29 protein-coding genes and 1 tRNA gene are annotated in these 25,828 nt (G+C 66.5%); 10 read left to right on the plus strand and 20 right to left on the minus strand.

Annotated elements, in window-relative coordinates:
• Nucleotides 1-747: tryptophan--tRNA ligase (gene trpS / locus VF992_02115; GenBank protein HEX9339953.1), on the plus strand; the 747-nt coding region annotated here is incomplete at its 5' end.
• Here trpS and VF992_02120 read toward each other — a convergent pair.
• From VF992_02120 to VF992_02170, 11 genes are read right to left on the minus strand one after another with little or no spacing between them, the layout of a single operon-like run.
• On the minus strand, nt 748-1,461 hold the full coding sequence (locus VF992_02120) for an ATPase domain-containing protein (GenBank protein ID HEX9339954.1): 714 nt from the start codon (nt 1,459-1,461) through the stop codon (nt 748-750).
• A complete protein-coding gene (locus VF992_02125; GenBank protein ID HEX9339955.1) occupies nt 1,458-3,200 on the minus strand; it encodes a hypothetical protein in 1,743 nt (580 codons plus the stop codon). Before VF992_02125 ends, VF992_02120 begins: the two co-directional genes overlap by 4 nt.
• Nucleotides 3,197-3,727: a hypothetical protein gene (locus VF992_02130; GenBank protein ID HEX9339956.1), complete on the minus strand. Its 531-nt coding sequence runs from the start codon at nt 3,725-3,727 to the stop codon at nt 3,197-3,199. Before VF992_02130 ends, VF992_02125 begins: the two co-directional genes overlap by 4 nt.
• A 4-nt stretch (nt 3,728-3,731) precedes the next feature.
• Nucleotides 3,732-4,475, minus strand: a complete 744-nt coding sequence (locus VF992_02135) for an ATPase domain-containing protein (GenBank protein HEX9339957.1) — start codon at nt 4,473-4,475, stop codon at nt 3,732-3,734.
• A 10-nt stretch (nt 4,476-4,485) separates the two neighbouring features.
• Nucleotides 4,486-6,252, minus strand: coding sequence for an ATPase domain-containing protein (locus tag VF992_02140; GenBank protein HEX9339958.1), 1,767 nt, complete (start codon nt 6,250-6,252; stop codon nt 4,486-4,488).
• A gap of 7 nt (nt 6,253-6,259) precedes the next feature.
• The gene (locus VF992_02145) at nt 6,260-6,985 is read right to left on the minus strand and encodes an ATPase domain-containing protein (GenBank protein ID HEX9339959.1); all 726 of its coding nucleotides are present in this window, start codon (nt 6,983-6,985) and stop codon (nt 6,260-6,262) included.
• A gap of 4 nt (nt 6,986-6,989) precedes the next feature.
• Nucleotides 6,990-7,454 (minus strand): hypothetical protein, encoded by a 465-nt coding sequence (locus tag VF992_02150; GenBank protein HEX9339960.1) that lies wholly within the window; start codon nt 7,452-7,454, stop codon nt 6,990-6,992.
• Between the two features lie 14 nt (nt 7,455-7,468).
• A complete protein-coding gene (locus VF992_02155) occupies nt 7,469-7,846 on the minus strand; it encodes a roadblock/LC7 domain-containing protein (protein ID HEX9339961.1) in 378 nt (125 codons plus the stop codon).
• Nucleotides 7,843-8,196 (minus strand): roadblock/LC7 domain-containing protein, encoded by a 354-nt coding sequence (locus tag VF992_02160; protein HEX9339962.1) that lies wholly within the window; start codon nt 8,194-8,196, stop codon nt 7,843-7,845. The genes VF992_02155 and VF992_02160 overlap by 4 nt, the downstream gene beginning before the upstream one ends.
• A 37-nt stretch (nt 8,197-8,233) precedes the next feature.
• The gene (locus VF992_02165) at nt 8,234-9,415 is read right to left on the minus strand and encodes an ATPase domain-containing protein (protein HEX9339963.1); all 1,182 of its coding nucleotides are present in this window, start codon (nt 9,413-9,415) and stop codon (nt 8,234-8,236) included.
• Nucleotides 9,415-10,077: an ATPase domain-containing protein gene (locus tag VF992_02170; GenBank protein ID HEX9339964.1), complete on the minus strand. Its 663-nt coding sequence runs from the start codon at nt 10,075-10,077 to the stop codon at nt 9,415-9,417. The genes VF992_02165 and VF992_02170 overlap by 1 nt, the downstream gene beginning before the upstream one ends.
• A gap of 199 nt (nt 10,078-10,276) precedes the next feature.
• Here VF992_02170 and VF992_02175 point away from each other — a divergent pair, with 199 nt between their 5' ends.
• Nucleotides 10,277-11,800 carry a phenylalanine--tRNA ligase subunit alpha gene (locus tag VF992_02175; GenBank protein HEX9339965.1) on the plus strand — a complete coding sequence of 508 codons (1,524 nt, stop codon included), beginning with the start codon at nt 10,277-10,279 and terminating at the stop codon, nt 11,798-11,800.
• 73 nt (nt 11,801-11,873) lie between these two features.
• Nucleotides 11,874-12,359 carry a tetratricopeptide repeat protein gene (locus VF992_02180; GenBank protein ID HEX9339966.1) on the plus strand — a complete coding sequence of 162 codons (486 nt, stop codon included), beginning with the start codon at nt 11,874-11,876 and terminating at the stop codon, nt 12,357-12,359.
• A 1-nt stretch (nt 12,360) separates the two neighbouring features.
• On the opposite strand, the gene VF992_02185 is transcribed toward VF992_02180, so the two are convergent.
• From VF992_02185 to VF992_02225, 9 genes are all read right to left on the minus strand, one after another.
• Nucleotides 12,361-12,516 carry a hypothetical protein gene (locus tag VF992_02185; protein ID HEX9339967.1) on the minus strand — a complete coding sequence of 52 codons (156 nt, stop codon included), beginning with the start codon at nt 12,514-12,516 and terminating at the stop codon, nt 12,361-12,363.
• Nucleotides 12,517-12,582: 66 nt separating this feature from the next.
• On the minus strand, nt 12,583-12,765 hold the full coding sequence (locus VF992_02190) for a hypothetical protein (GenBank protein ID HEX9339968.1): 183 nt from the start codon (nt 12,763-12,765) through the stop codon (nt 12,583-12,585).
• A complete protein-coding gene (locus VF992_02195) occupies nt 12,766-12,912 on the minus strand; it encodes a hypothetical protein (GenBank protein HEX9339969.1) in 147 nt (48 codons plus the stop codon).
• Between the two features lie 216 nt (nt 12,913-13,128).
• Nucleotides 13,129-14,004 carry a GTP cyclohydrolase MptA gene (gene mptA / locus VF992_02200; GenBank protein ID HEX9339970.1) on the minus strand — a complete coding sequence of 292 codons (876 nt, stop codon included), beginning with the start codon at nt 14,002-14,004 and terminating at the stop codon, nt 13,129-13,131.
• 62 nt (nt 14,005-14,066) lie between these two features.
• Nucleotides 14,067-15,422, minus strand: a complete 1,356-nt coding sequence (locus tag VF992_02205; protein HEX9339971.1) for an MATE family efflux transporter — start codon at nt 15,420-15,422, stop codon at nt 14,067-14,069.
• 26 nt (nt 15,423-15,448) lie between these two features.
• Entirely contained in the window at nt 15,449-15,889 is a 441-nt protein-coding gene (locus tag VF992_02210) for a secondary thiamine-phosphate synthase enzyme YjbQ (GenBank protein ID HEX9339972.1), read from the minus strand.
• 49 nt (nt 15,890-15,938) lie between these two features.
• Nucleotides 15,939-16,655 (minus strand): alkylmercury lyase family protein, encoded by a 717-nt coding sequence (locus VF992_02215; GenBank protein ID HEX9339973.1) that lies wholly within the window; start codon nt 16,653-16,655, stop codon nt 15,939-15,941.
• Nucleotides 16,656-16,799: 144 nt separating this feature from the next.
• Nucleotides 16,800-17,576: a hypothetical protein gene (locus VF992_02220; GenBank protein HEX9339974.1), complete on the minus strand. Its 777-nt coding sequence runs from the start codon at nt 17,574-17,576 to the stop codon at nt 16,800-16,802.
• A 167-nt stretch (nt 17,577-17,743) separates the two neighbouring features.
• Nucleotides 17,744-18,124, minus strand: a complete 381-nt coding sequence (locus VF992_02225) for a hypothetical protein (GenBank protein ID HEX9339975.1) — start codon at nt 18,122-18,124, stop codon at nt 17,744-17,746.
• Between the two features lie 485 nt (nt 18,125-18,609).
• Here VF992_02225 and leuS point away from each other — a divergent pair, with 485 nt between their 5' ends.
• The 7 genes from leuS to VF992_02260 all read left to right on the plus strand — a co-directional run bounded on the left by leuS (nt 18,610) and on the right by VF992_02260 (nt 25,762).
• Nucleotides 18,610-21,516, plus strand: coding sequence for a leucine--tRNA ligase (leuS, locus tag VF992_02230; GenBank protein ID HEX9339976.1), 2,907 nt, complete (start codon nt 18,610-18,612; stop codon nt 21,514-21,516).
• 4 nt (nt 21,517-21,520) lie between these two features.
• Nucleotides 21,521-22,042: a hypothetical protein gene (locus tag VF992_02235; GenBank protein HEX9339977.1), complete on the plus strand. Its 522-nt coding sequence runs from the start codon at nt 21,521-21,523 to the stop codon at nt 22,040-22,042.
• A 34-nt stretch (nt 22,043-22,076) separates the two neighbouring features.
• Nucleotides 22,077-22,182, plus strand: a tRNA-Lys gene (locus VF992_02240).
• Between the two features lie 89 nt (nt 22,183-22,271).
• Nucleotides 22,272-23,198 carry a helix-turn-helix domain-containing protein gene (locus tag VF992_02245; GenBank protein ID HEX9339978.1) on the plus strand — a complete coding sequence of 309 codons (927 nt, stop codon included), beginning with the start codon at nt 22,272-22,274 and terminating at the stop codon, nt 23,196-23,198.
• Nucleotides 23,195-24,016, plus strand: coding sequence for a hypothetical protein (locus VF992_02250; protein HEX9339979.1), 822 nt, complete (start codon nt 23,195-23,197; stop codon nt 24,014-24,016). The genes VF992_02245 and VF992_02250 overlap by 4 nt, the downstream gene beginning before the upstream one ends.
• A gap of 917 nt (nt 24,017-24,933) precedes the next feature.
• Nucleotides 24,934-25,239, plus strand: a complete 306-nt coding sequence (locus VF992_02255; GenBank protein HEX9339980.1) for a UPF0175 family protein — start codon at nt 24,934-24,936, stop codon at nt 25,237-25,239.
• 37 nt (nt 25,240-25,276) lie between these two features.
• Nucleotides 25,277-25,762, plus strand: coding sequence for a DUF3368 domain-containing protein (locus VF992_02260; GenBank protein ID HEX9339981.1), 486 nt, complete (start codon nt 25,277-25,279; stop codon nt 25,760-25,762).
• The last annotated feature ends 66 nt before the right edge of the window (nt 25,763-25,828 follow it).

Below are 25,828 nucleotides of genomic sequence, written 5' to 3' on the forward strand. Positions count from 1 at the left end.
GAGGAGGCGACGAAGGTCGGGTACGACAACATCCTCGACATCATCGCGATGGGGTTCGACCCCAAGCTCACGAGGATCTTTCTCGACACGGAGTACATCCGCCACCTCTATCCGATTGCGGTCGAGGTCGCGAAGCGGATCACGTACTCGACCACACAGGCGGTCTTCGGATTCGAGAACTCGAACAACATCGGGGAGATCTTCTACACGAGCATCCAGGCGGCCCCGGCGTTCCTGCCAACGGCCGAGAAGGGGAAGCCGGTCCCCGTCCTGATCCCGTGCGGGATCGACCAGGACCCGCACTTCCGCATTGCAAGGGACGTCGCGCCGAAGCTCGGCTACCCGAAGCCCGCGCTAATCCACAACAAGCTCCTCCCGAGCCTCCTCGGGCCCGGCGGCAAGATGTCCGCCTCGATCCCGGAATCGAGCATCTTCACGACGGACTCGGAGGCCCAGGCGAAGCGGAAGGTCATGAACGCCTTCACCGGCGGCCGCGCGACGGTCGAGGAGCAGCGCCGCCTCGGCGCGAATCCCTACATCTGCTCGATCTTCGCGCAGTACAACTACATCTTCGAGCCCGACGACGGCCACCTCGCCGAGGTCGAGCGGACGTGCAAGAGCGGCGAGCGTCTCTGCGGGGACTGCAAGGCGGAGCTGTGGGAGAAGGTCCGGCCGTGGCTGAAGGCGCACCACGCTGCGCGGGAGAAGGCGAAGTCTCACGTCGAGGAGTTCATCGTCCGCGACTGATCACGCCAGGATGCGCGTCACCTTGAAGCCGTTGTCGAAGACGAGGGCGTGGTAGCCCGTATCATGACGGCTTCCCCGCATCTTGACGACCCGGAGCTGGCGCTGCATGCCGAAGTCGCCTTGGCGCGCGAGCCGCAGGTGCACGATGCCATCGACGAGGTAGTCTTCCTTGTGCTTCGCGAAGGCGGCCCGCCGCGGGTCCGAGCCCGCCACGTCCGTCGGCAGCTCCCCGAGCAGGAACGCCGTGCACCGGAGGTCCCGCAGCCAGCGAATCAGGGAGAACATCTCCCGGCGCGGGTCGCGGAACTTCGCGAGGATCTCGAGCGCATCGAGCGAGTCCAAAACGAGCAGCCGGTAGTCAAAGGACTTGCGGATCCCCTGCGCGTAGAGCTTGAAGAGGTCCATCCACGGTTGCTCGGAGTACCCCGCCATCTTCTTCCGGAGGGTGCCCAGGTCGAGCAAGCTCAGATTCGCGCTCACCGCGTCGTGCCGGTAGCCGAGGCCTTCCGTGTGGTCGAGCAGGCTCCCACGGGCTTGCTCCAGCGAGATGTACAGCCCTCGCGCGCCGTCGAGCGCGTTCGTGTGGAGGATGTGGTACGTCAGCGAGGTCTTCATCGTGCCCGGCGCCCCGGAGACGAGGACGAGGTTCCCCTCAGGGATGCCGCCACCGAGGAGCTCGTCGAGCCCTTCGACGTTCGTGGCGATGCGCCTCATGTCCCGTTCTCCACGATGAGTTCCAGCCGCTGCCGGATCGTCTCGATCTGCCTCTGGATCCGGTCTCGTTCCTGCGGCACGTCGACGACGTCCGCGAGGGCGCCGAGGTCCACGGACGACCGGTCCGCGATCCGGACGATATCGGCCCTCCGCAGGTCCTCCGGGCGGATCCCGAGGCGGTCGAGTTGGCTGCGGAGGACGGCCTCGCCCGCGTCGCCGAGCTGCTCGACGAAGACGGCGCGGGCCTTCTCGAACAGCGGTTCTCCCTCGACGATGGCATCCGCGGCCGCGAACAGTTCGTCGATTTCCTTGCCTTTCCAATAGTCGGCGGCGGTGACGAGGAGCTCGGCATCCGTTCGGAGCTTCGACCGGGACGGCCACTCTCCGCGCGCGAGGTCCTCGGGGCGTTGCGCCTCGAACGATTCCAGGAGGTCCGCCGCCGCATCGGACTGCGACCGGAGGCCGTGGGCGCCGCTCCCGTCGACGGCTCCGGAGAGTTCGGAGAGCGCGCGCCGGAGGAATGCGACGAGCGCGGGGACGTGATCGGCGGTGATGTCAGCGCGCCGAAGGCCGTGGGCGCGACCGAACGAATCGAGGAGCCGCGAGGCCGCGGAGCCGAACGATTGTAAGAGGATCGCCTCGAGCTCCGTCGCCGGATCCGGGAGGTTCCACCAAGGAAGCTCGCGATCGTGGAGCGAACTCCGCTCGGCTTGCGTGAGGCGGCTCGTAGAAAGCACCACGGTCGAGTGCGTCTCCCGCGCGACGTATCGGAGGCGGACGATCGCCTCGAGCACGGCGCTCCATCCCGAGAGGACGGAGAGGCCCGCGGTGTCCTCGAGCACGACGAGGCCTCCGGGAGACGCCGCGAGGAACTCCGAGGCGGTCGTCAGCGCGCGCAACGCGGCGTGGCGCCCGGGGACGATCGACGCGAACGTGGCGCCCCCATTTGAGGGCGGAGGCGTCCGTCCGAGGATCAACGTCGGTCGTCCGAGACCGGATTCCTCGAGCGCGCTCCGAATCGCGTACGTCGGGCGGTCCTCGTCGAAGACGAGCACGTCTCCGCCTCGGAGCGAGCCGGCCCCGGATCGTCGGGGACGCATTCGCGGAGCGACCGGGAAGGGATCCGCCCGCAATGCGACGACGGCAAAGGCGACGAGTGCGACCGGAGCGGCGAGGTTTACGCCCGCGATGATCGGCTCGCCGAGCGCCTCGAGTTCGTACGTGTACACGGGACCGGCGATGATCAGGGCGACAACGCCGAGCGCCAGCCAGAACGACGGCGCGGCGAAGAGCCGGCTCGTGAGCCGAACGTAGAGCGTCTCCGCGAGACCGATCCCGAGGCAGAGGACCATGAAGCCGCCAAGGACGCTGCCTTCGTACGCGGTCGACGCCGTCCAGGCTTGCGACGGCGCGAGGAAGGCGAGGGCCGGGACCGGCGCGAGGAGGAGGAAGGCGGCGCCGCGGCGTCGGGGCAGCGTCTCCCCGTGGATCAGGCCGAGCACCAGGATGGCCGTGAGGGCGTTCGAGAGCAACATCGTCCCGAGGACGGCTTGGTCCCACGCCGCCGGGAGGGCTCCCTCGGCGGTCCCGACCGCGGCGGTGCCCGCGACGACGAACGAGAGGGCGCACGCGGCGTACGTCGCCTGGAGCCAGCGTCGGCGTCCACGGATTGCCATGAGCGCGAGGAGGGCGGCATCGGCGACGAGGCTCCCGACCGCCGCGACGTCGAGAGGGTTCAACGGCCCGCCCCCAGCGCGCGGACATCGAGGATCGTCACGAGATCGGACGGACGCCACCGCCAGCGCGCCGCGCCGGCGTCCCGGAGCTCGGCGGCGGTGCGGTATCCCGCGTCCCGGGCCTCCTCGTCCGTAAGGTCCGAGAGGAACGCCCGGCGCGCGTCGACCAGGAGGACGCGGGCGAACTCCGGCCCCGTGTCGTACGTGGCCCGGAGGACGTGCCCCACGGCGGGGAACGACGTCCCCTCCGAGGGCCGAACCAGCAGGCGAGCGACCTTCCGCAGCAGGCGGTCTCCCTCCTCGAGGGTGCAGGTGATCTCGCCGGCGGGCCGGCCGCGGGGCAACTCGCCCGACATCGCGAGGCGGGCCGCCCAGATCACGAGGAACGTGACGAAGCCGCCGATGATCAGGAGGTTCGTGAAACCGATTTGGTAGAACTCGCGGTGGTACCAGAAGCCCGCCACGAGGACGAGCGACAAGAAGAAGAGGAAGACGGACCGGACGACGAGGACGCGGAGGCGATCGTTCATCCGCTCACCCGATCGCGCGCGCGACCTCGAACCGGCCGTTCTCGAAGAGCAGCGTGCGGTCGTCGCTGTCCTGGTTCACGCTCCGCATCTTGACGCACTGCACCCGCCGCTGGTACGCGACGTCGGTGACGGGCTCGAGTCGCAGGTGGAGGATGCCGTCCGCGAGGAACTCCTCCTCGAGGGCGGTCGACCGGCCTTCGAGGGGCGGCTCCTCGGAGATGAGGAGGCTCGTGACGCCGAGATCCCGAAGCCATTCGAAGAACGCGAACGTCTCGACCCGGCGGTCCCGGAACTCGAGGATGAGCTCGAGGGCGTCCCACGAGTCCAGCGCGAGCAGCTGGACGTTCCGCCGCTTCCGGACTTCGAGGATCTTTCCTTTCAGGACGGCGAGGAGCGCTTGGTCCCGGCTCGCCGTCGCGTCCGTCATCGCGCCGACTTTCGAGACCATCTCCTCGAGATGCTCCCGGCCTCGGCTCAGGTCGAGGATCGGGAGGGCGTCCGAGACCGACGTCGCCTTGAGTCCCAGGGACGCGACGTGCTCCAGGAGGCTCCCTGCGCTCTGCTCCAGGGTCACGTACAGGCCCGGGACGCCGGCGAGGGCGTTGTGGTACAGGACGTAGTAGGCGAGGGACGATTTCATCGTGCCGCTCGCGCCGCGGATCAGGATGACGTGGCCCTGGGGGATGCCGCCCCGCAAGACGTCGTCGTCGAATCCGCGGATGTGCGTCTTGACGAGGGCCCGGGCCATCGACGCCGCCTCACGGGCTCATGGCCCGCGTCACGCGGAATCGGCCGTCGTCGAGGACCATCGCCAGGTAGCCGGTCTCGTGGCGCGTGCCGCGCATCTTCACGACCCGCAGCCGCCGCTGCGCGTCGAGGTCGGAGACCATGTGCATCCGCAGATGGATCACGCCGTCCGAGAGGAAGTCCTCGTCCCAGCGTCCCTGGAGGACGTGGCCCGCGATCATCCAATCGGGGCGCTCCGTGATCACGAAGCTCGTGAGGTCCTGGTCCCGCAGCCACTCGAACAGGCGGTACATCTCCCGGCGGCGGTCTTTGAACTTCGCGAGGACTTCGAGGGCCTCGAGCGAGTCGATCGCGAGGAGGTCGAGGCCGCGCTGCGCCTGGATCGACGCGATGCCCGCCTGGAGCGCCTCGATCCAGTCCGGCCGCTCGCCGAGCAGGGTGGAGGCGGTCTTCGGGTCGAAGACGACGAGCGATCCGCGCGGCACATCGAGCTTCAGCCCGAGCGATCCCATCTGCTTGAGCAGGCTCGACGTCCGCTCCTCGAGGCTCAGGTAGAGGCAGTGGAGCCCTTCGCGTGCCGCGTTCTGGAGCAGGATCGAGAACGCCAACGAGGACTTCATCGTCCCGGGGGAGCCCTCGATGAGGACGACGTGACCCCACGGGACGCCCCCCTCGAGCGTGGGGTCGAGGCCCTCGACGAAGGTGCGGACGCGCGGAGGGCGGGCCGCCTTCTTCGGCGCGGGGGTGGGGACCGGACCCGCCGATTTCGGGCCCGGCGTCGGTGTCTCGGCCTCGGTCGGCGGCCCGACGACGTCTTCGAGGTCGACGAGCAGGTCCGCCGGGATCGCGTCGAAGGTCGCCGCGGGGGAATCGGCCTCGGGCGTCGGCTCCGAAGCCGGGGCCTCCGGGGTGGCCTCCTTCAACGCCGGGACCTTCGCCTCGAGTTCCTGCCGCTTCGCGAGCGCCCCGCGGTGGTCCGGCTTGAGTTCGAGGACCCTCGCGAAGCTCTTCATCGCCTCGGAGAGGTTCTGGAGGGACTCCAAGACGGCCCCGCGCTCCGCCCAGGTGTCCGCGTGGGCGGGGTTGATGCGCGATGCGCGGTCCAGAACGGCGGCGGCGGTCGGCAAGTCGTCGATCGCCTTCAGGACGCGTGCGAGGCCGAGCCACGCCTGTTCGTCGCTCGGGCTCAGCTCGAGGGACCGCAGGTACCCGACGGCGGCCTTGTAGGGTCGTTCGGTGCGGAGGTACGCCTCGGCCAGGAGGATCCACGACCGTCGGTCTTCGTCGTCGCGCGAGATCGCCTTCAACAACGGCTCGATGGCGTCGTCGAATCGCCGGTCGCGCAGGAGCGATACGGCGGATTCGAGCGAGCCCTCCGCCTCCCGACGCCCGCGGTCCGTCGGAGGCGGCCGTGCCTTCCCGGGGACGTACGGCTGGAAGCGCTGGCCGTCCGCCTGCGCCTTGGTCCGGATTTGGTCGATCGCCGCCGCAATTACGTCGGAGTTGTCTTCGATCGGGACCTCCGGAGGCGGGGTCACCTCGATGACGGTCGCCGTTTCGGGCGCGCCCGGGCCCTCCGGTCGGGCGGACGAGCCCTTGCCCACATCCCCGATCAGGGCGGTGAAGACCTCTCCGCTCATGACCCGTTGCAAGACGACCGGCGGGCGAACCGCGGCGCGGGCGGGGCCCTCTCGCAGCTTGCGGCCGCAGACCCGACACACGGCGGCGTCGGGCTTGTTCACCGAGCAACAACCGGGACACGGGAACGGTTCGGCCATCGTTCACCTAGGGGCTGATGACGGAGGTGACTTGGAACCGGCCGTCCTCGAACACAAGCGCGGAAAATCCCGTCTTGTGGTGGGACCCGCGCATCTTCACGATCCGGATCCGCCGCTGCACCTCGACGTCCGTGAGGGCGTGCATCTTGAGCTCGAGGATGCCGTCCGCGAGGAACGTCTCGTCGCGGCGCGGTCCCGGCGCCTCGATCCCGAAGAACGGCGCCTCGGACGCGGCTTCCGCCAGGACGACCGTCGTCGCGCCGAGGTCCCGCAGCCATTCGAAGAACCGGAAGAGCTCGGTCCGCCGATCCTCGAACTTCGCGAGGACTTCGAGGGCCTCGAGCGAATCGAGGACGACGAGGTCGATGCCTTCGATGTCCTTCTTCGTCTGCATGGTGCGGTGGAGGAATTCCATCCAAGGCTTCGTCGCGCTCTTGCCGAGGTCCTTCTGGATCGTGCCGACGTCGAGGATGTGGACCTCCCCCCGGACGGCCTCGACGTCGAACCCCATCGCCGCCATCTGGGCCTCGAGGCTCTTCCGCGTCTGCTCGAGGGAGACGTAGAGGCACTTCGCGCCGCGTTCGCGGGCGTTGCCATGGAGGATCGCGTAGGAGAGGGTGGACTTCATCGTGCCGGGCAAGCCCGAGACCAGTACGACATGGCCGACCGGCAGGCCGCCGCCGAGGGCGTCGTCCAGGCCGTCGATGTACGTCGGGATCTTCGTCGGCTCCAAGGCGTCACTTCCACTTCGCCCGCGTGAGCGTGATGCGGCACGGCCGGCCGAACCGTTCGAGCCTCCAATCGAAGTCGGCGTCCAGCCGGATGCGGAGCATCTCGGCCAAGGCGAACGCCCGGATGCAATGGACGGGCAGCCCCTCATCGTGGCGCATCGTGCAGACGCGGCGGTAGACGCACTTGTCCCCGATCTCCGCGTGGACGGAGTCGCCGACGGCGCGGAATGCGCTGTCGGTGCCGTCGAAAAAGCCGCTCTCATCCCCGGCCTGCATGTATTGCCGGCACGCCTCCGCCGGGTCGTCGGGCGCTTGGAACTGCGGCATGTTCGTGATTAGGAACTTGCGGAGGCCTTCCTCCTGGATCGTGCGAAGGAACAGCGGCGCGTTCCCCAAGCTCTCCGAGGCGCGAAGCATCCCGTACAAGAAAAAATCCAGCAACCGTTGGAGTCCCTCTTTCGTCGGCGGCATCGCTCACACCGACCTCATCCGGGACTCCGAAGGATTTCGTCCACCTGCTTCGCCGCCCGCTCCATCGCCATCAACACGAGGCCGAGGTTCGCGTCGTCGTACACCAGGGCGACGAGGAGCGCTTCCTCCCCCGCGCCGACGCTGAGCAGCTTCCCCTCTTCCGACTCGACGATCGCCCGCACGAATCGTCCCTGCGAGAGCTGGACCGTCGCCATCTCCGACGTCCCGACGATCGCGGCAGTCATCGCCGCCACCATCTTCGGGTCGACGCCGTCCGGCAAGGTGTGCGTCACGACGAGCCCGTCCCGCCGCACGACCGCCGCGGACTTGATGTCCGTCAGGTGCGAGAGCTCGTCGATCGTCTCTTCGATCCGCTCCCAGAGGTCCCTCACGCAAGCACCTCTTCGGACCGCAGGATGTCGGCGATCGACTGAACCGCTTTGTCGACGCTGAGCAGGATCAGCCCCATGTTCGCCTCGTGGCGGACCATCGTCACGAGGATCGCCTCGTCGCCCGCGCCGGTCGCCAGCATCTTCCCGACGTGCGTGTCGACGATTGATTGGCTGAACGAGCCCAGCCCCATCTCGCTGGCGGCCATCTCGGACGTCCCGACGATCGCCGCGGACATCGCTGCGATCTTCTTCGGGTCCATCGATTTCGGGAGGGCGTGGGCGATCAAGATGCCGTCCCGGCGGGCGATCGTCACACCGAGGATGTCCGGGACCCGACGCAACTCCGCCAAGACCGCCCGCAGCCGGAGGCTCGGATCGTCGACCGTCTCACCTCACCCCGATGATCATCTCGGCAAGCAGCAGCAAGGCGTCCCGCAGCCCCTTGTTCTCCGTCGCGATGGTCGGGACGACCGCGACCTCCTCCGGCAGATCCATCCGGTGGGCGATCTCCTCCGCCGCCATTGCGCCGGGCAGGTCGCTCTTGTTCGCGAGCACGACGTATGGGATGCGCGGGCCGACGAGGTCGAGCATCTGCTTCGCCCGCGGGAGGTCTTCCGGATGGGTCGCGTCGACGACGAGGAGGACGCCGCTCACCTCCCGCGCGAAGATCTTGAAGATGAATTCGAAGCGCTCCTGACCGGGCGTGCCGAAGATCTCGGCCTCGACCCCCGTGACGTTCACACTGCCGTAGTCGAACGCGACCGTCGTGCCCATCCGGTCGATGCTGATCGATTTCTCGGAGAGGGATCGCACGACCGTCGACTTGCCCGCGTTGAAGGGACCGGTGACCAGGATGCGCGGGAAGTACACCGTCAAGCCGATGAGGTCCTTGAACGCGTACGGGATCCAGTTCGTCTGGATGCCGTCCGCCTGCATCTGGGAGATCCGCATCGAGTTCCGGACGATGCCGCCCCGGAGGGACGACTGGAACTCGACGACGAAGTCGGACATCGAGCGGATCTGCTGGAGGTCTGCCTCCATCAGGGTCCAGTTGATGAACAGGAAGCAGATCACGGAACCGGCCCTCCGGGCCGCGTCGATCAGGTCCCTCCAGAGGCGCATGACATCCTCCTTGGGGAACCGGTCGATCAGGAACTCCATCGAGTCGATGATGATGCGCGACGGATGCTCCGCGTCGATTGCGGCTCGAATCGTGTCCGCGATGTTCGCGAGGCTCCCGACGTCCGCGATGCGGTACCGCTCCTGGCTCGGCAGGAGCATCTGGGACGACGTCGCGTCGACGAACACCAGCTTGCTGGCGCTCACCGCGCCGAAGCGCCGCAGCTCGTTCCGCGCCAGCTGGGGCGCGCGGAAGAAGTCGACGTACAGCGAGGTCTCGCCGGCCTTCGCTCCCTGGACGGCGAGGTTCTCGCCGAAGATCCGCTTCTCCGTCGGCTTGTCGCTGAACAGCAGCAACGTCGAGGGCCGGGGGAAGCCGCCCCCGAGGCGCTCGTCGAGCACCGGGATGCCCGTCTTCGCCCGCGCGTCCGTGGGCCGCGGCGAGGCCATCACATCCGCACCTCCTGAACCGGCAGCTGCAGGAACGGATGCCATGACGCGTCGACATGGAGGCCGCGCAGGTGGTGGATCCGGACCTCGCGGTCCATCGAGTCCGTGAAGCGCATCTCGACGACGCCGTCGACGAGGGACCGGAGGAGGTTCGTCGTCATGGGCTCGTGGACGCCATCCTGGACGGCGTAGAGGATGAACCCGAGGTTCGTCTTCGCGCGCGAGGTGACGATCTGGAAGAACTTCGCGATCGCCTGGGTGGAGTTGTGCAGGAACAGCGTCGAGATCGTGTAGAAGTAGATCCGGACGGGCGTCCCGAGCTCCTGCGCAGCCTTCGACATCGCCATCCCGATGCCTTCGAGGTTCGAGAAGCTCGACACGAGGAACGTCTTCTTCCCGACGACCGGCTCGGGCCGTTCCGACGACATCGCGCTGTAGCAGTCGACGAAGACGAACGACTTGCCCTCGTTCGCATCGAGGTCGAGGCGCAACGCCTTCGCCCGCACGCGCACCTCGTTCGGGTGGAGGTCGAGGGTCACGAAGACGACGCGCTCGCCCGACCGCAGCGATTCGCGGACCTGCGCGAGGACGTACTCGAGCTTGCCGACGCCGGGCGGGCCGGCGAGGAGGATCGAGTAGTTCGTCGGGAACCGGTCCTCCATGTCAGGACACCTCGCACCGGGCTCCCGCTCGCCCGCTCGAGGGTGTTGGCTGATTCACCGATCCGCGCGATGTTCCGTTTTGCAATATATACAGCGTGCCCTAGTTCTCAGGCCTGAGAATCCGCGCGTCCTCGGGGGAAAAGCCGGCGGAGGGCGCGGCGAGGAAAGCCTATTACGCGAGGGCCCTATCGGGCGCGGGATGCCTCCCGGCGCGGTCGAGCTGAGCTATCTCGAAAAGAGGGTCCTCCTGGCCCTCGGAGACCGGAAGCGGGCGACGCCGGAGGAGATTCGTTCAGCGGGCCGGTTCCGCGAGCTCGTCGAGGTGATGAACGCGGCCTCGTGGCTCCGGTCGAAAGGGCTCGTCTCGATGAAGGAACGCGTCGTGCGGGCGTACAAGCTCGGGCGGCCCGGCGTCGCCCGAACCCCGCTTCCGGAGCGGAAGGCGCTGAAGGCGGCGCTGAAAGCGGGCGGGCGGATCGAGGTGACGCGCCTCAAGGCCGCCTGCAAGTTCGGCGACGGGGACCTGGCCGTCGCCCTCGGCTGGCTCCGGCGGAAGGGATGGGCGGACGTCGACCGACGGGCCGGTGGCGCCGTCGTCGTCGTGACGGCCGAAGGCACGGCAGCCGTGGGGTCGAAAGGGCCCGACGAGGTCCTCTTGGCGCGGCTCGCGAAGGAGGAACTCTCCGAGGACGCGATCGACCCGAAGGTCCTCCGGGACCTGAAGTCCCGCCGCGACCTCGTGCGCGAGCGGGAATCCGTCCGGCGGGAAATCGCCCTGACGTCCGCAGGCGAACGGGTCCTCGCCGCCGGGATCGAACTGAAGGAGGAAGTCGCGCAACCGACGACGGACCTCCTGCGATCGGGGAAGTGGAGGCACGTCGAGTTCCGGCGGTACGACGCCCGAGCCTTCGCTCCCCTCGTCCGGCCTGGGAAGCGGCACGTCCTCGGCGCGTACATCGAGAAGATCCGTCGGATCTTCCTGAGCATGGGCTTCACGGAGATCGAGGGCGATTTCGTCCAATCTTCGTTCTGGAACTTCGACGCGCTCTTCCAGCCGCAAGACCACCCCGCGCGAGACCAGCTCGACACGTTCTACCTCGCGACGCCGGCGACGCGCCCCCTCCCGGGCGAGGACCTCGTGCGCCGCATCGCGGAGGTCCACGAGACCGGGGGCGACACCGGGAGCACGGGATGGCGGTACGCGTGGGACCGGAAGGAGGCGGAGCGCGCGGTGCTCCGATCGCACACGACGCCGGTCACGCTGAGGTGGCTGTCCGAGCATCCGGACCCGCCGCAGAAGGCGTTTATCATCGGCCGCAACTTCCGGCCCGACGCGGTCGACTGGAAGCACTTGCCCGAGTTCCACCAAATCGAGGGCGTCGTCATGGAGGAGGGCGCGAACCTCGCGCAGCTCATCGGCGTGATTGAGGAATTCTACCGCCGGCTCGGCTTCACGCGGGTGAAGTTCCGGCCCGGCTATTTCCCGTACACGGAGCCGAGCATGGAGCCGGAGGGTCAGCTGCCCGACGGCCGATGGCTCGAACTCGGCGGGAGCGGCATCTTCCGGCCGGAAGTCGCCGGCCCGCTCGGCCTGGGGACGCCCGTCCTCGCCTGGGGGCTCGGGCTCGAGAGAGTCATCATGGCGATCGAGGGCATCACGGACATCCGGCAGCTGTACCTGAGCGATCTGGACTGGCTCCGGGATCACCGCGCGATCGTCTGACCGCTCGGCCGAGGCGTTGAGATTCACGCAGGAATCTTTATCTGCGATTCGGGACTCTGCGCCGCGACCGCCCATGTCCGCCGACGAGGAGATCGCCGCGGGGGAACAGGCCCTGGGTCAGCTCGATTACGATTCCGCGTACAAGCATTTCGACAAGGCAATCAAGGCGGACCCGAAGAACGCGATCGCCCACTTCGGGAAGGCGGAGGCCGCGCTGGGCGTGCCGAAGGCCGAGACCGACGAGATCCTCGGGCTCTACAAGAAGGCGATCGAACTCGATGGCGAGAACCCGGCGTACCGGGATGCGCTCGCCTCGTTCTCCGTCGACCTCGGCCGATTCAACGAGGCGGAGGAGCAGTACAACGCGGCCGCGAAGCTCGACGAGGAGAATGCGGCGTTCTACTGGTCCGAGTTCGCGATCCAGTACGCGCGCAAGGCGCCCGTGATCATGGAGCAATTCCTGGACGACAAGACGCGGGACATGATCCGCCAGAAGGCCCTCACGTACGCGTTGAAGGCGCTCGGTATCGAGAAGGAAGACGCGAAGCGGCTCCTCTAGCCTAGGCCCGGACGCCCGGCCGCCGCGCGCCTCGCCCGGTGAGGCATTCGACGCACACCGCGCCGACGAGGTGCTCGTCGCACGCGGGCCGCCCGCAACTCATGCAGGACCGAAGCGTCGGCCGGCGGCAGATGTGGCAGAGCGTGGCGACCGCCATCGCCCCCCGGTATCGGCGGTCGAGGCCATCAGGCTTTGCCGTCCCGGGTCCCCGCCGTAAGCATGCTTACGGACTCCCTCGTTGGGCGGCCCGGCGCCGGAACGCCTCCACCTGGTCGGGGTCGATCGCGACGCGGGCCGTCGTCACGATGGCCCCGAGGCCGCGGAGCTTCTCGCCGAGCTCGACCGCGAGGGCTGCCGGGACCAAGAAGACGGACTGCCCGATCCAGACGACCCCCGGGCGGGCCACCTAGGGCGGGGGCGCGCTCGGCCCCGCGTCCTTCCGGCCGAAGATCAGGTGCGCGACCCGGACGGACGCGGTGCGGTTGATTCGCGAGACGTCGTACGACAGGAGCACGGACGGCGCGGTCGGATGGCGGGCGAGGGTTGGGGTCATGTACTTCTATATGCCAGAGCTATATTATAGCCCTTTCCGGGAGGGGTGGGCGAAAGTACTCGGCGAAGGCGAGGGCCACGCCGCCTCAAACGGCACCGCCACGTAAGCATGCTAACGGGCCATTCCGGGGGCCTCCGTCACCAAGTCCATGGCCCCGAGCGCCTCCGTAAGCATGCTAACGCCGCGGCGCGGGCACCTGCGGACGATCCTGCGGCCCTACAGGGCGCGCAGCTCCCCGAACGTCGTCGAGCGCTCCGCGAACGCGTTGTGCTTGTGAATCGACTCTTCCGCTTCGGACTTGACCCGCACCCACGTCGCGTCGGGCATCTTCGGGTACCGGTTCAAGAGGCGATCGAGCACGGCCCGCACGACGTCCTCGACGAACTTCGGATTGCGGTGGGCCAATTCGACGAGCCGTCCTTCGTCGGGACGCTTCAGGAGGCCGTACGTCGGCGCGGACAGCGACTCCTCGACGATGTCGATGAGCTCGTCCGCCTCGATGTCGTGGCCCGGCGGCTCTTGGAGGATGACGGTCGTCCGGTTGCGCTGGTTGTGCGTGATGATCGGGATGCCATCGGGCCACCGCTCGAGCTCGGGACGGGCCTTGAGGATGTCGTCCCGGACGATCTCCATCGCGCACGGGCACGCGGTCATGCCGACGACCTCGACCCCGATCGACCGTTCGACCTCAGGCTCGCCGCGCCGGCCGTCCGCCCTCGCGACCAGCTGGTAGGGCTCGAGCGAGGTGCGGCCCCATGGCGACGTCCGCTCGAGGAAGTACGCCGCGCTCGCCCAGACCTCCGAGGTCGTCGCGTACTCGTGCCGTTTCAGGAGCGAGCGCGCGATCGTCTCCGTGAGCTCCTCGAGGCTGCCGACCGGCTCGCGCACGGATCGATCGACGACCTCGTTGATCGCCTCGAGGTTCCTCGACAGGTGCGAGCCCTTCTGGTCCGGCGGCAGGTCGACGAAGACGTCCAAGGTGGTCGTGAGGGTGACGGACCGGTTCGGCCGGCGCACTTGCACGGGCTTCAAGACGCCCGTGACGCCGACCTTGTTCAGCCGGTACGCGGTCGGCACGCGCTCGTTCTGCACGTCTATCGGGATGGTTCGACCCCGGCCGGCTTAGGGTCCGGTCGGCTTAAAACTTGCCGCCCTCAGACGTGGAGCGTCTTCCACTTCCCGCGCCGGAAGTGGTGCGAGATTACGGCAGCGCGGTACCAGTACTCGATCACAAGGGGGATCCACACGCCTACGATCCCGAATCCTAGGACGAAGCCGAACACGAGGGAAAGCGGCAGGCGGATCGCGTAGATGCCGCTCAGGGATGTCATGAGGGGGAATCGCGTGTCGCCCGCGCCGCGCAGCGCCCCGTCGATCGCGAAGAACGCGCCGACCGCGGGGATGCTCACCGCGTGGATCCGGATGAACGTCACGGTCCACGAGACGACGACCGCGTCGCCGATGAAGACCCGAGCGATCGGCTCGGCGAGGAGGAAGATCGCCAGGGCGATGACCGTCATGACGCCGATCGAGAGTTTCGCGGCCTCCCAGCCGCTCCGTTCCGCATCGTCGGGCTGGCGCGCGCCGAGGTTCTGGCCGACGAGCGCCGTCGCCGCGATCGCGAAACCGAATCCGGGCATGAACGCGAAGCTCTGGATCCGCAAGCCGATCTGATGGGCCGCGAGGATCTCCGTGCCGAACACGACGACCATCCCGACCCACACGAGGAACGCGACCTGGAGGAGGATCTGCTCGAGCGCCGCGGGCCACCCGATCCGGAAGATGCGGCGCACGGTGTCCATGTGGACCCAATCGCCACGGACGGAGAGCTTGAGGCGGTTCTTCCCGCGGATGAAGATGACCACCAGGAGCACGGCCCCGACGATGTACGAGATCGATGTGCCGATTGCCGCGCCCGGGACGCCGAGTCGCGGCACGTACGCGTTCCCGTAGATCAGGTTCACGTTGATCCCGAAGTTCACGACGTTCACGAGGACGCCGATCCAGAGCGGCGTGACGGTGTCGCCGGCGCCTCGAAGCGCCGCGCCTCCCAGGAACGCGATGAACTGGAAGAAGACGACGAGCGAGATGATGCGGATGTACGCGCTCCCGAGCGCCACGACGTCCGGGGCCGCTCCGAAGGCGGCGAGCATCGGCTCCGCGAAGACGAGGCCGAAGAGGGTGAGCGGGAGCGAGAGCAGGGCGCCGAGCACGAGGCTCTGCTTGAGGACCCGGTTCGCCTCCTCGACGTCCCCTGCGCCGATCGCGCGGGCGACGAGGGCGATTGTCCCCGCGCTCACGCTGATCATGATGGAGAAGAAGAGGAAGATGAACTGACCCCCGAAGCCCACGGCGGCCACCGCCGCGGGCGCCTCGGCCCCGAGGGAGCCGACCATGATCACGTCGATCGTGGTCGTGAGGGTCTGCAGGAGATTCGCGACCATCACGGGCCAGGCGAGGCCGAAAACCGAGGTGCGGGCGGACGTCGCGCCCGCGGTCGCCGTGGCCATCTGCCCGGGCGAATCGTCCCGCCCTCTTAGTCCCTTCGTTTCGCCGGCTCGCCGACGACTTGGACGAGGATCTCCCGATGCCGAGGCTTGTTGTCGAGCTCCAGGAAGACGACCTGCTGCCACGTACCGAGGGCCGCCCGGCCATCGACGACCGGCACGGTCAGGCTCGGTCCGAGGAACGTCGCCCGCACGTGGCTATGCCCGTTCCCGTCGTGCCAGCGGCGCTCGTGGCCGTACTCGATCCGCTCCGGGAAGAGGCATTCGAGGGCGCCTGGGATGTCGTCCTCCATCAACCCGGGCTCGAACTCGTTCGTGACGATGGCGCTCGTGCTCGACGGGGTGAAGACGCACGCGAGGCCGTCGCGGACGCCCGACTTTGCGACGATCGACTCGACGCGGCCCGTGATGTCGATCGCCTGGACCCCCGGCTTCGTGTCGATCCGGACCGTCTCTCGGAACGCGGCCATGCCCCGGCAATCCCGCGTCCGCGCAAGAACGTTGCCCGTCGCAGGCCGTCTAGAGCTTCCAAAAGTCCGACGTCAGGCCGAGCGACGCGAAGTGCGCGATGAGTTCGTCCTTCGAAGGGCGAGCATAGTCGAGATCCGTCTTCGCGCGGTAGATCGGCAGGCCAACGTGGTGCGTTTCCTCGACGGAGAGCGCGACGCCGTCCGTGGCAGAGCCCGCTCGACGCCAATCCGCAAGATGGGCCGGCGATTCGAAGAACACCATGTGGTTGGAGCACGTGCTGACGATGTCCTCCCACCAGCGCGCCGCGGGCAGAGCGATGTACACGAGCGGCTCGGGGACGTTCGATTGGCGGATCCGTCCGCCGGCCACTTCGATCCTCAAGGCCGAGGCGCAGTGGTGGCAGTGGGACTCGATCCGCACGGGCTGACCGAGCGTCGCGTGGAAGGCGACCGCGTCCCATGCGCAGTTGGCGAAGTACGACATGCCGCCGGCGTGGACGCGGAACGGCGTCGCGATCGCGGAGAACGGGAACGCCATCAAGATCCGCTGGGTCCCGGGCACGAGCTTGAGGTGTCGGGCCGCTTCGAGGCGGCGGAGGACCTCAAAGGAGTCGGACCGGGATAGCCGGAAATATGCCATGAGGTCCTCGAGCATGGGAGGGACGGCCCGTGCGCGGAAGGTGTCAAAGACCCGCTTCCGGGCGCGGCGGTCCAACTCCGGGTCCGGCGTCGCCACGATCTCGCCTGGCTCGGCCGGGAATGACATGGCGGCGTAAAGTCCTGCGGTCGCGCGATTTCGCTCGACGATGGGAAAGAAAGAGGTCGCGAGGGCCGCGTCCCCCTTGCAGGGGACTCGCCCGAAGCCCTCGCGGGTGGGCGTTGGTTGGGGGGAGGAGTTACGTGATCCGGATCATCGGAGGCCGATGAAGCCTTCCTCATCGAACGCGACGGGCCCGAGGTCCCACGCCGCCTGCACGGTCTCGGCCGGCTGGACTTCGACGTGCACGGCGTGGTTGTTCTGCTCCTCGATCTCCTTCGCCGCGCTCTCGACTTCCTCGGCGAGGGTCGTCAGGTAGGACTTGCTCAGGTGGTCCACGACGCCCTGGACGATCGTGACGACCATGAAGCTGACGACCTGCATCGCTTCGTTGAACGACATCTGGTCCGCGAACCGGTCGAGCGAGTTGTTGTCCACCACGACAACGCTGTCCGCCTCGCGGCGGAACGCCTCGAGGCCTTCCCGGGCCGTCGCCGTCCGGCCTTCGATCTCGAACGGCAGGATCGCGATCCCGATCGTGACGGCCCCGTTCGCCCTCGCGGCTCGTGCGACGATGGGCGCGGCGCCCGTGCCGGCGCCACCGCCGAGGCCCGCGACGACGAAGACGATATCCGAGGACAACGAGGCGCGGAGCTCCGGTTCCTGGGACTCCGCGGACGCGCGCGCGGCGGCGATCCGGTCCACGTCGTCCGAGTGCGGGAGGAGGACCTTGACGTCGGCCGACGCCTTCGAAAGGCCGGCCGCGTCCGTGTTCACCACGACGGTCTCGACGCCGTTCATCTCGCGGTCGTACAAGGCGCTGACCATCCGGCCGCCTGCGCCGCCGACCCCCACGACGGAGATCTTCGGGTCCATGGCGTCCTCAAACAGGCTGCTGATCACCTCGTCGACATAATCCCTGGGTATCATCGAATTCCGGCCTCCTTATGCGTTTTCCGATCGAGGGAGGCCGGAAGGCAAGCCCCTCCGCTGAAGGCGTGCATCCCATCCCTTCATGACAGGTCCCATCCCTTCTTTTCCCTTCCCTGCGTCTGGAGGTTACTTCCTTCCGGCGTCCTCCACGCCCAGGTCGTGCGTCATGGCGGTATGATCCCGTCCTTATCTCCTGTCGACACCGAGACCACCTTGCCGGTCATCTTGTCGACTTCCTGCCGGTGGTCCTGGATCTCTTTCACCCGCTCCCGCGTGAACCACTCCTCGATGCTGCGGACGACCGCGTGCTCCCGACTCAGGAAGTAGCCGTCGGCCACGAGGCGGTCGATCAAGTCGAGGTAGTACCGCGGGATGCGGATCGATACCGTGTTTCCGCCCTCGCGGATCGTCTGGATGTACGCCTGGACCGCGTCCCGGACCAGCGCCGAGCGGTTCCCATGCGACGTGTTCTCCTTGAGGAACGCGTCGATCAGCTCGAGGTTCTCTTTCTCGAGCCGCAGCGTGATCCGCTCGTTTTCGTCCATCCCGACACCCTCGCCTCGACCGCGAAAGGGGTATGACGGCGTCATACACCTCACGCATTTTCTCGGCGTGTCAGACGCGGTATCCCGGCGGACTCTACTTATAGTCTTTGTCAATTGTCATACGACGTAGGACAATCACCCTCCATCGCCTCGCCGAAAGGCTGTCTTTGGCGCCTCTAAATTCTATTCTGTATGCCGAATAGAAGCCGCGGATTTTTCGCGGTCGGAACGGGCCTCGTACCGCGCATCGGACGCCGCGAAAAGCTTTACGAGATTGGGTCCTATCGGCGACCGTGGCACGGAGGAGATCGCCCCGTGGCGAGGTTCGCCGACGGAACCCGAAGGCCTCGCGCCGCCGGGGTTCGGGCCGATTCGGTCCCCGAGGGGCGGCTTCGCGCCGGCGTGGGCATTCGCCGCGGCGCCCCGTCCCGCCGAAGGCGCGCGTGCGCGCGCGCGCCCCCGCGAGGCGACCCCGGCGGCGGTCCGTGACCCGCCCGCTGCCACTGGACTTCCGTGGGATCGAGGCGAAATGGCAGGCCGCCTGGGCAGACGCCCGCGTGTACGAGGCCCACCCCGATCCCGCCCGGCCGAAATGGTACACGACCGTGCCATATCCGTACATGAACGGGTACCAGCACCTCGGCTTTGGGACGTCGTTCTTGCGGGCCGAGTTCCAGTCCCGGTTCCGTCGGATGGCGGGATACAACGTCCTCCACCCGCAGGCGTTTCACTGCACCGGCCTGCCGATCCTCGGCGCCGCGAAGCGCGTCGCGGAGAAGGAGCCGCAGCAGTGGGAGATCCTGCGCGCGATGGGGATCCCGGACTCCGAGATCCCGAAGTTCGCGGACCCGATGCACTGGATCGACGTCTTCCCGCGCGCGACGATGGAGGACCTGAAGGCGCTCGGGGCCGCGGTCGACTGGCGGCGGTCGTTCATCACGACGCCGCTGAACCCGCCGTACGATGCGTTCGTGCGGTGGCAGTTCCACCTCCTCAAGGACGGCGGGTACGTCCGGATGGACAAGCACCCGGTCATCTGGTGCCCGAACGACCAGGCGCCGATCGGGGACCACGACCGGATCGAGGGCGAGGGGGAGACGCCGATGGAGTACACGCTCCTGAAGTTCCCCCTGGCGGACGGCCGGTTCCTCGTCGCCGCGACGATCCGCCCGGAGACCGTGTTCGGCCAGACGAACCTCTGGATCGACCCGGACGTCGAGTACGTCGTCGCGCGCGTTGGCGGGGAACGATGGATCGTGAACGCCCTCGCGGCGAAGAAGCTGTCCGAGCAAGGCAAGTCGGTCGACATCGAGACCCGGATTCGCGGCTCGGAGCTCGTCGGCCGGGACGCGGTCGCGCCGGCGATCAACCGCGCCATCCCGATCCTCCCGGGCGGGTTCATCGACCAAGGCCGGGGCACCGGGATCGTCACGAGCGTGCCGTCCGACGCGCCGGACGATTACGTCGCGTTGCGGGACTTGCAGGAAGACGAGGCGTCGCTCTCGAGGTACCGCCTCGATGCGGACCGCATCCGCGCTCTCCGGCCGGTCTCCATCATCCGGACGCCCGGCTGGGGGCCCCTGCCCGGCGTCGAAGTCGTCGAGCGGATGGGGATTCGGAACCAGGGGGAGCGCGAGAAGCTCGAGGCCGCGAAGGCGGAGGTCTACAAGTCCGGCTTCTACCAAGGCGTCCTGAACGAGAACTGCGGTCCCTTCGCCGGGGTGCGCGTCGAGGTCGCGAAGGACGAGATCCGGAAGGAGCTCACGTCGAAAGGCCAGGCCGACCGGATGTACGAGCCGAGCGGGCCCGTCGTCTGCCGATGCCTGACGCCCGCGATCGTGAAGATCGTGGACAACCAGTGGTTCCTCGCGTACGGCGACCCGGCGTGGAAGGCGAAGGTCCACGAGGCGTTCGGATCGATGAACCTCTACCCGGAAGCCCTCCGGAAGTGGTTCGACTACGTGACGGACTGGCTGCGGGACTGGCCTTGCGCCCACCATCGCGGCCTGGGCACGATCCTGCCGTGGGACTCGAACTGGGTCATCGAGTCGTTGAGCGACTCGACGATCTACATGGCGTACTACACGATCGCGCACGCGCTGCAAGGCGAGCAGCTCCGCAGCCGCGTGCCGTGGGCGCAGCGCCTCGACGACGCGTTCTTCGACTACGTCTTCTTCGGCAAGGGGAGCGCGAAGGCCGTCGCGAGCCGCGTCGGGGCGGAGGCGAAGGCGATCGAAGACCTGCGCCGGGAGTTCCTCTACTGGTACCCGTTCGACCTGCGCAACACCGGGAAGGACCTCGTCCAGAACCATATGGCGTTCTGCTTGTTCCATCACACCGCGTTGTTCCCGAGGGAGCACTGGCCCCGCGGATATGGCGTGAATGGCTGGGTGCGCCTCGCGGGCCGGAAGATGTCGAAGTCCAAAGGGAACGTCTGGTACATCCGCGACGCGGTCCGGGACTCGGGTGCGGATCCGATCCGGATGGCCGTGGCCAACGCCGGGGACGGGCTCGACGATCCGAACGTCGACCTGGACTTCGCCGCGGCGGCCGCGGCCCGGCTCGGAGAGTGGGTCCGATTCGCGACCGCCGAGCATCCGACGCGGAAGGACCGGCGCGGGATCGACGCCTGGTTCTTGAGCGTCCTGAGCCGGTCGATCCAAGCGACCCGCGGATCGATGGAGGCGATGAACTACAAGGCCGCGCTCCGACACGGGTATTTCGACCTGCAGTCGGCGTGGTCCTGGTACGTCCGGCGGTCGGGAGGCCGGCCCCAGTCCCAGATCGTTCGTCGGTTCGTCGAGATCCAGACCAAGCTCCTCGCGCCGTTCGCACCGCACGCGTGCGAAGAAATCTGGCACCGGACCGGCGGCGATGGATTCGTCGTGAACGCGGGGTATCCCGAGGCGGTGGCGGACGAGATCGACCCGCGGGCGGAAGCCGCGGAATCGCTGCTGCAGTCGACGCTCGCCGACGTACGAGAGATCCTGAAGGTCACGAGGATCGAGCCGAAGCGGATCGCGCTGTACACCTCCCCCGCGTGGAAGAGCCGCCTCTACGAAATCGCGCGCGCCCTCGCGAGGGAAGGACCCGTCTCGATGAACGCGCTCATGGAGAAGGCGCTCGCGGAGCCGGGGATGCGGGACCACGCGAAAGAGCTGGCGGCGTACGCGAAGAAGCTCGGCGAGGAGTTGCGCCGCGCGAAACCGGATGAATCGGCTCGGGTCGGTTCCGTCGACGAGTTCACGATGTTCCGAGAGAACGTCGGGTTCCTCCAGTCGGAACTCCGCGCCCAGGTCGACGTATTCCGCGCGGACGATCCGAAGCGATGGGACCCCGCGAAGAAGGCCGACCACGCGGTCCCCGGCCGGCCGGCGATTTACGTGGAGTGAGCCCGTGAAGATCGCGCGGCCCTCGAAGCCGGAGGTGCCGTTCAAACGGAAACGGAGCCCGCCGCCGCAGGCGACGAAGTTGCTCCGGTACTCCCTCCTGGCCGGCGTTGTGTTCATGGTCATGCTCGCCATCGTCTTCCTCCCCCGGATGTTCCCAAGTCAGCCGCCGTTGGCCACACCGGTCCAGATGGAGTTCATGACGGACATCCCGTCGAACGAGACCCGTCTCACGGTCCTCTCAGTTGGCGCCCTCGTCGAGCTGTCGAAGCTGAACGCGACCTTCTCCCGATACAACGCGGCGCTGGCGACCAACGAGACTCTGGCGACTCTCGGTCCGCCCCTCGGGGGCGGCAATTCGACCTTCTCCTTCCACGACGCGAACAACAGCGGGGTCCTCGGGCCGGGAGACTATTTCCTGGTCACGGCCTCGCCGACGGGGAGATACGGTGTTCGCATCTACCAGCTGGAGGGCAGCGCGATATTCCTTGTGGGAATCGAGAGCTGGACGGGAAAACCCTCGACGTAACGTTTAATTCGGGTGGTTCGATAGGCGCGCTCGCGGGCCTGTAGCTTAGCTAGGTAGAGCGATCGGCTCTTATCGGCCACGCCCACCTTGGACGTCCGAGGGACACCGATAGGTCAAGGGTTCGAATCCCTTCAGGCCCGAACCCTCCCTCCAAACCTCGGAGCATAGACGCACATTTGGTATACTCTAGCTTAATTACTTATATACCATTTCAGCTAGGGTATACCAGATGACTCTCCTCTCCTCGGGAGAGATTCGGTTGTTACACTCTCTGTCGATGCACCGGGCATGGACCCCGTCCGAACTCAGCGGAGCGACCGGGCTGAGTCGTCCCACTGTGTCTACCCTATTCTCGCATCTTTCAGAGCTGGGCCTCGCGCGCTCGGAACGAGTGGGGCGGTCTAAGAATCTCAAACTGACGGACTCGAAGCACGCAACGCTCTTCAGGAACATGATCGCCCACAGTCCGAACCTCCGTTACGAATTCCTGCTCGGTGGAAAGTCCTTGGATTTGCTGGCCGCGATCCATCTCCTGACCTTGTCTTCTGTGAAAGAGATCGAGGAGTTCTCTCGAGTTTCGCATGTGACGGTCATCAAGCTGCTTTCCCACTACCGAGAGCTGGGTGCCGTGCGAAAGCGAAATGGCCGTTACCGGCTCGGGGTCAAGTACGCGATGGTTGGCGATTTCCTTCGAGAGTTTCGGAGCTATACGAACCTTCGGATTCTGAGAGAGGGCGCGCCCGACGCTGCGGTAGTCTGGGAGCGGGATCGGGACATGCTATTCCGCTCATCCGGCCTTTCCGCTGGGCGATTCCAGCCAAGCGCCTTTTCCGTTTTTCCTAAATTCGGCGTGGATCTTTTCTTGGCAGATGGCGGGTACTACTTCTACACGCCGCGCAATGTGCGAATTGGGCCCACAGAGGCTCTCGCGCACGCCGTGCTTGCGGCGGAAAGCCCGAGGGAGCGTACGCTCCTTCTAGTCCTGATGAAAAAGGCCCGCTTCGATGAGGAACGATTTGTGTGGCTTTCAAGGGTCTACGGGGCAGAGCAGGTCGCACGATCGTACTTAGCATATCTAGAAACTCAAGGCCGAGCCCGTCGGCCGGGGTTTCCCCGTTGGCGAGAGTTCTCGAGACGGATGCGTGAGTACGCATGAGGAAGACGTTCGGGAGGCAGGAGCTCAACGGAGCTTTGAGTTCCATCGCAGGCCGTTTACAGGGTATCGTGACCTGTTACCTGATCGGAGGCTGCGCGATGACGTTCCGTGGCCAAAAGGTCGCGACCAAGGACATCGATCTTGTTGTCGTCGGATCGGAGGACATGACGGCCCTCCGTCGAGCCATGGAGGCCGCGGGCTTCACTCGAGTCCCGAAGCCCGGAGAGGAATATCGTCAGCTCGGAGCGAGAATTCTCATGGAGAACGCAAGTGGCATGCGGTTTGACCTCTTCGAGCGGGTCGTCAGCCGAAAACTCGCATTCAGCCCGAGTATGCAGCGGCGCTCTGTAGAAGAGGCGACCTTCGGCGCGCTAACGCTCCGACTCGCGTCGGCCGAAGACATCTTCCTCTTCAAGAGTGTCACAGACAGGCCAGACGATCTGGAAGACATGAGCGTCCTTGCAACGGGTGGGCTGGACTGGAATATCATTAAGGAGGAGTGCTTGTCCCAAGAGACCGGACGAAACTGGGCCTCCCACCTCGTTGGAAAGCTTCAGGATCTCGAGGACGAGTATGACGTCGTCGCTCCGATTACCGCAGAACTCCAAGAGTGGGCCGAGGTGTACGCGATGAGCAGCATCCTGGCAGCTTTCTTGGAAGGTCGCGAGAAGAACTTCGAGGCGATCCGCGACCACTTAAAAGCCAAATACGAATTCACGGACGAGGACGTCACCGCGGAGCTGTCGAGACTTGCAAAATACGGCATTCTCAGCGTGAGGGAACGCGGCGGGACACGGTACTATCGCAAGTCCTCTTGAGGGACGCCGATTGACGAGTCGTGTGGGGCGCCTCGGGTTTAGCACGATCCCAATGCGTGATGAGCCACCGCCGACCGGCCCAGAATGCCGGAGCTCGAGGCACCATACTTATGCGGCACATCCGGACATACCAATCTCTCGCAACCGGGTTCAATCACGGGAATTGACTCGTACGAACGCAACCGCGAACGAGGCGGCTTCCACACTCCAAACCGAGACGCCTTCGAGCACTACCGTCGCTTCCTGTTGTTATGCCGACGCTTTCAGGTTTGTGGTTCCCAGTCCATCGCTGTCCTCGTCTCTCTGGCGGAAGGGATATGCCGCAACGCTACGGTAGAGATTTCGGCATGGTCAATCCCCGGGAAGGGAGGTTTCGGAAACCCTTTCGATTGTCGTTGTGGTCGTACTTACGATCCTTTTCTTCCCTTGGCCCGCGGTTCTCCTCTTTGTCTTGGGCGTCCCCGTCGGTACCTGGCCGTATTTCGTCGTCCTTGCCGCCGTGGTTGGCTTCGCGGTCTTCACTGAACATGTGGAAAAGCCCGGATGGCCAGCACGATTTCGGTTCGGGGAGCGCCGTGGTCTCACATGGCCCCATCACAAACTGATGTTCCTTCTCGGAGGACTGTTTTTCATTTGGTACCTGGTGCGGTGGCTGCGACTCGTTGGTGTCGTTGCGTGGCTATCGGTAGCGATTTTCCTCTTTATCGCATTCGCTCTGGAAGCTTCGATCGTAAGATCGAAGCGAGGGCGGACCGCAACGCAGCCCCGCGCGGACTAAATCGGCGTGGTCAATCGAGTCCCTTCAGGCCCGCTTTCCCAGGGGGATCCAATTGGGGTTCTGGGGCAGAGGCGGTGCTCGGTCTCTCTTCGCGTCCACGGCAGAAGGTTTATGCGTGCGTAATGTATACAATACGCACATGACCGAAGTCGCGGTCTCCACGCGGATCTCTCGTGAAACGAAAGCCCTCGTGGAGGAGCTCATGCGGGAGGAGCGACTCGATCGGTCGGCCGCGCTCCGAAGGTTGCTGCACCTGGGTGCGGATGAATACCGCCGGCGAAAGGCCCTCGAGGCCCTCGCCTCCGGCAAAGCGAGCTTCGGCGAGGCCGCCGAGATCGCTGGGCTGACCCTCTGGGAGTTCCGGGAACTCGTGAAGGAGCGCAAAGTCCACTGGGTTCCGAGCGTTGTCGTGGAAGACATCCAAAGGGGCCTCAGCGGCGGGTGAATCCCTGCCGAAGCCGCCGCCAGTCGTCTTGGATAGCATGGTCCTCATCAACCTTGCCTCCGCAAAATTGCTCGACGCGATTCGAGGATTACCGGAAGCCGTCCTCGTGCCCCCTCGAGTCCTGGAAGAGACGGCTGGCGTGGGAGAGCGTCTCGGCTATCCGGAAGCGATCGCCATTCGCGAGGCGGTAGAGGCCGGGACGTTGCGCGTTGCGAGAGAGGCCGATTCCCGCGTCATTCAGAGACTCAGACGTGAAACACGGCTTCGAGAGGCCGATGCCTCGGTCGTGGCGATTGCGATGAGGGAACGCGCGTACTTGGGGTCCGATGACGCAAAGGTTCGTCGTGTGGCGGAATTCAAGGGAGTCACCTGCGGCGGCACGGGATATATTCTCTCGCGTTTGATTGCAGAAGGTGTCCTGAAACGGGGGGAGGCTCGAAGTAGTCTCGACGCCCTGATTGCCGGGGGATGGTATTGCGACGTGGACACATACGCCCGGATTCTTGGACAACTGGGGTTGTAGGCGCCTTCAGCTGCCGATTTTGGGGCGAGCCGCTGCCCTCGTCGGGTTCGAATCCGAGCAGGCCCG

It is taken from the genome of Thermoplasmata archaeon (assembly GCA_036395115.1).
In the GTDB taxonomy this organism is placed as follows: Archaea; Thermoplasmatota; Thermoplasmata; order RBG-16-68-12; family RBG-16-68-12; genus RBG-16-68-12.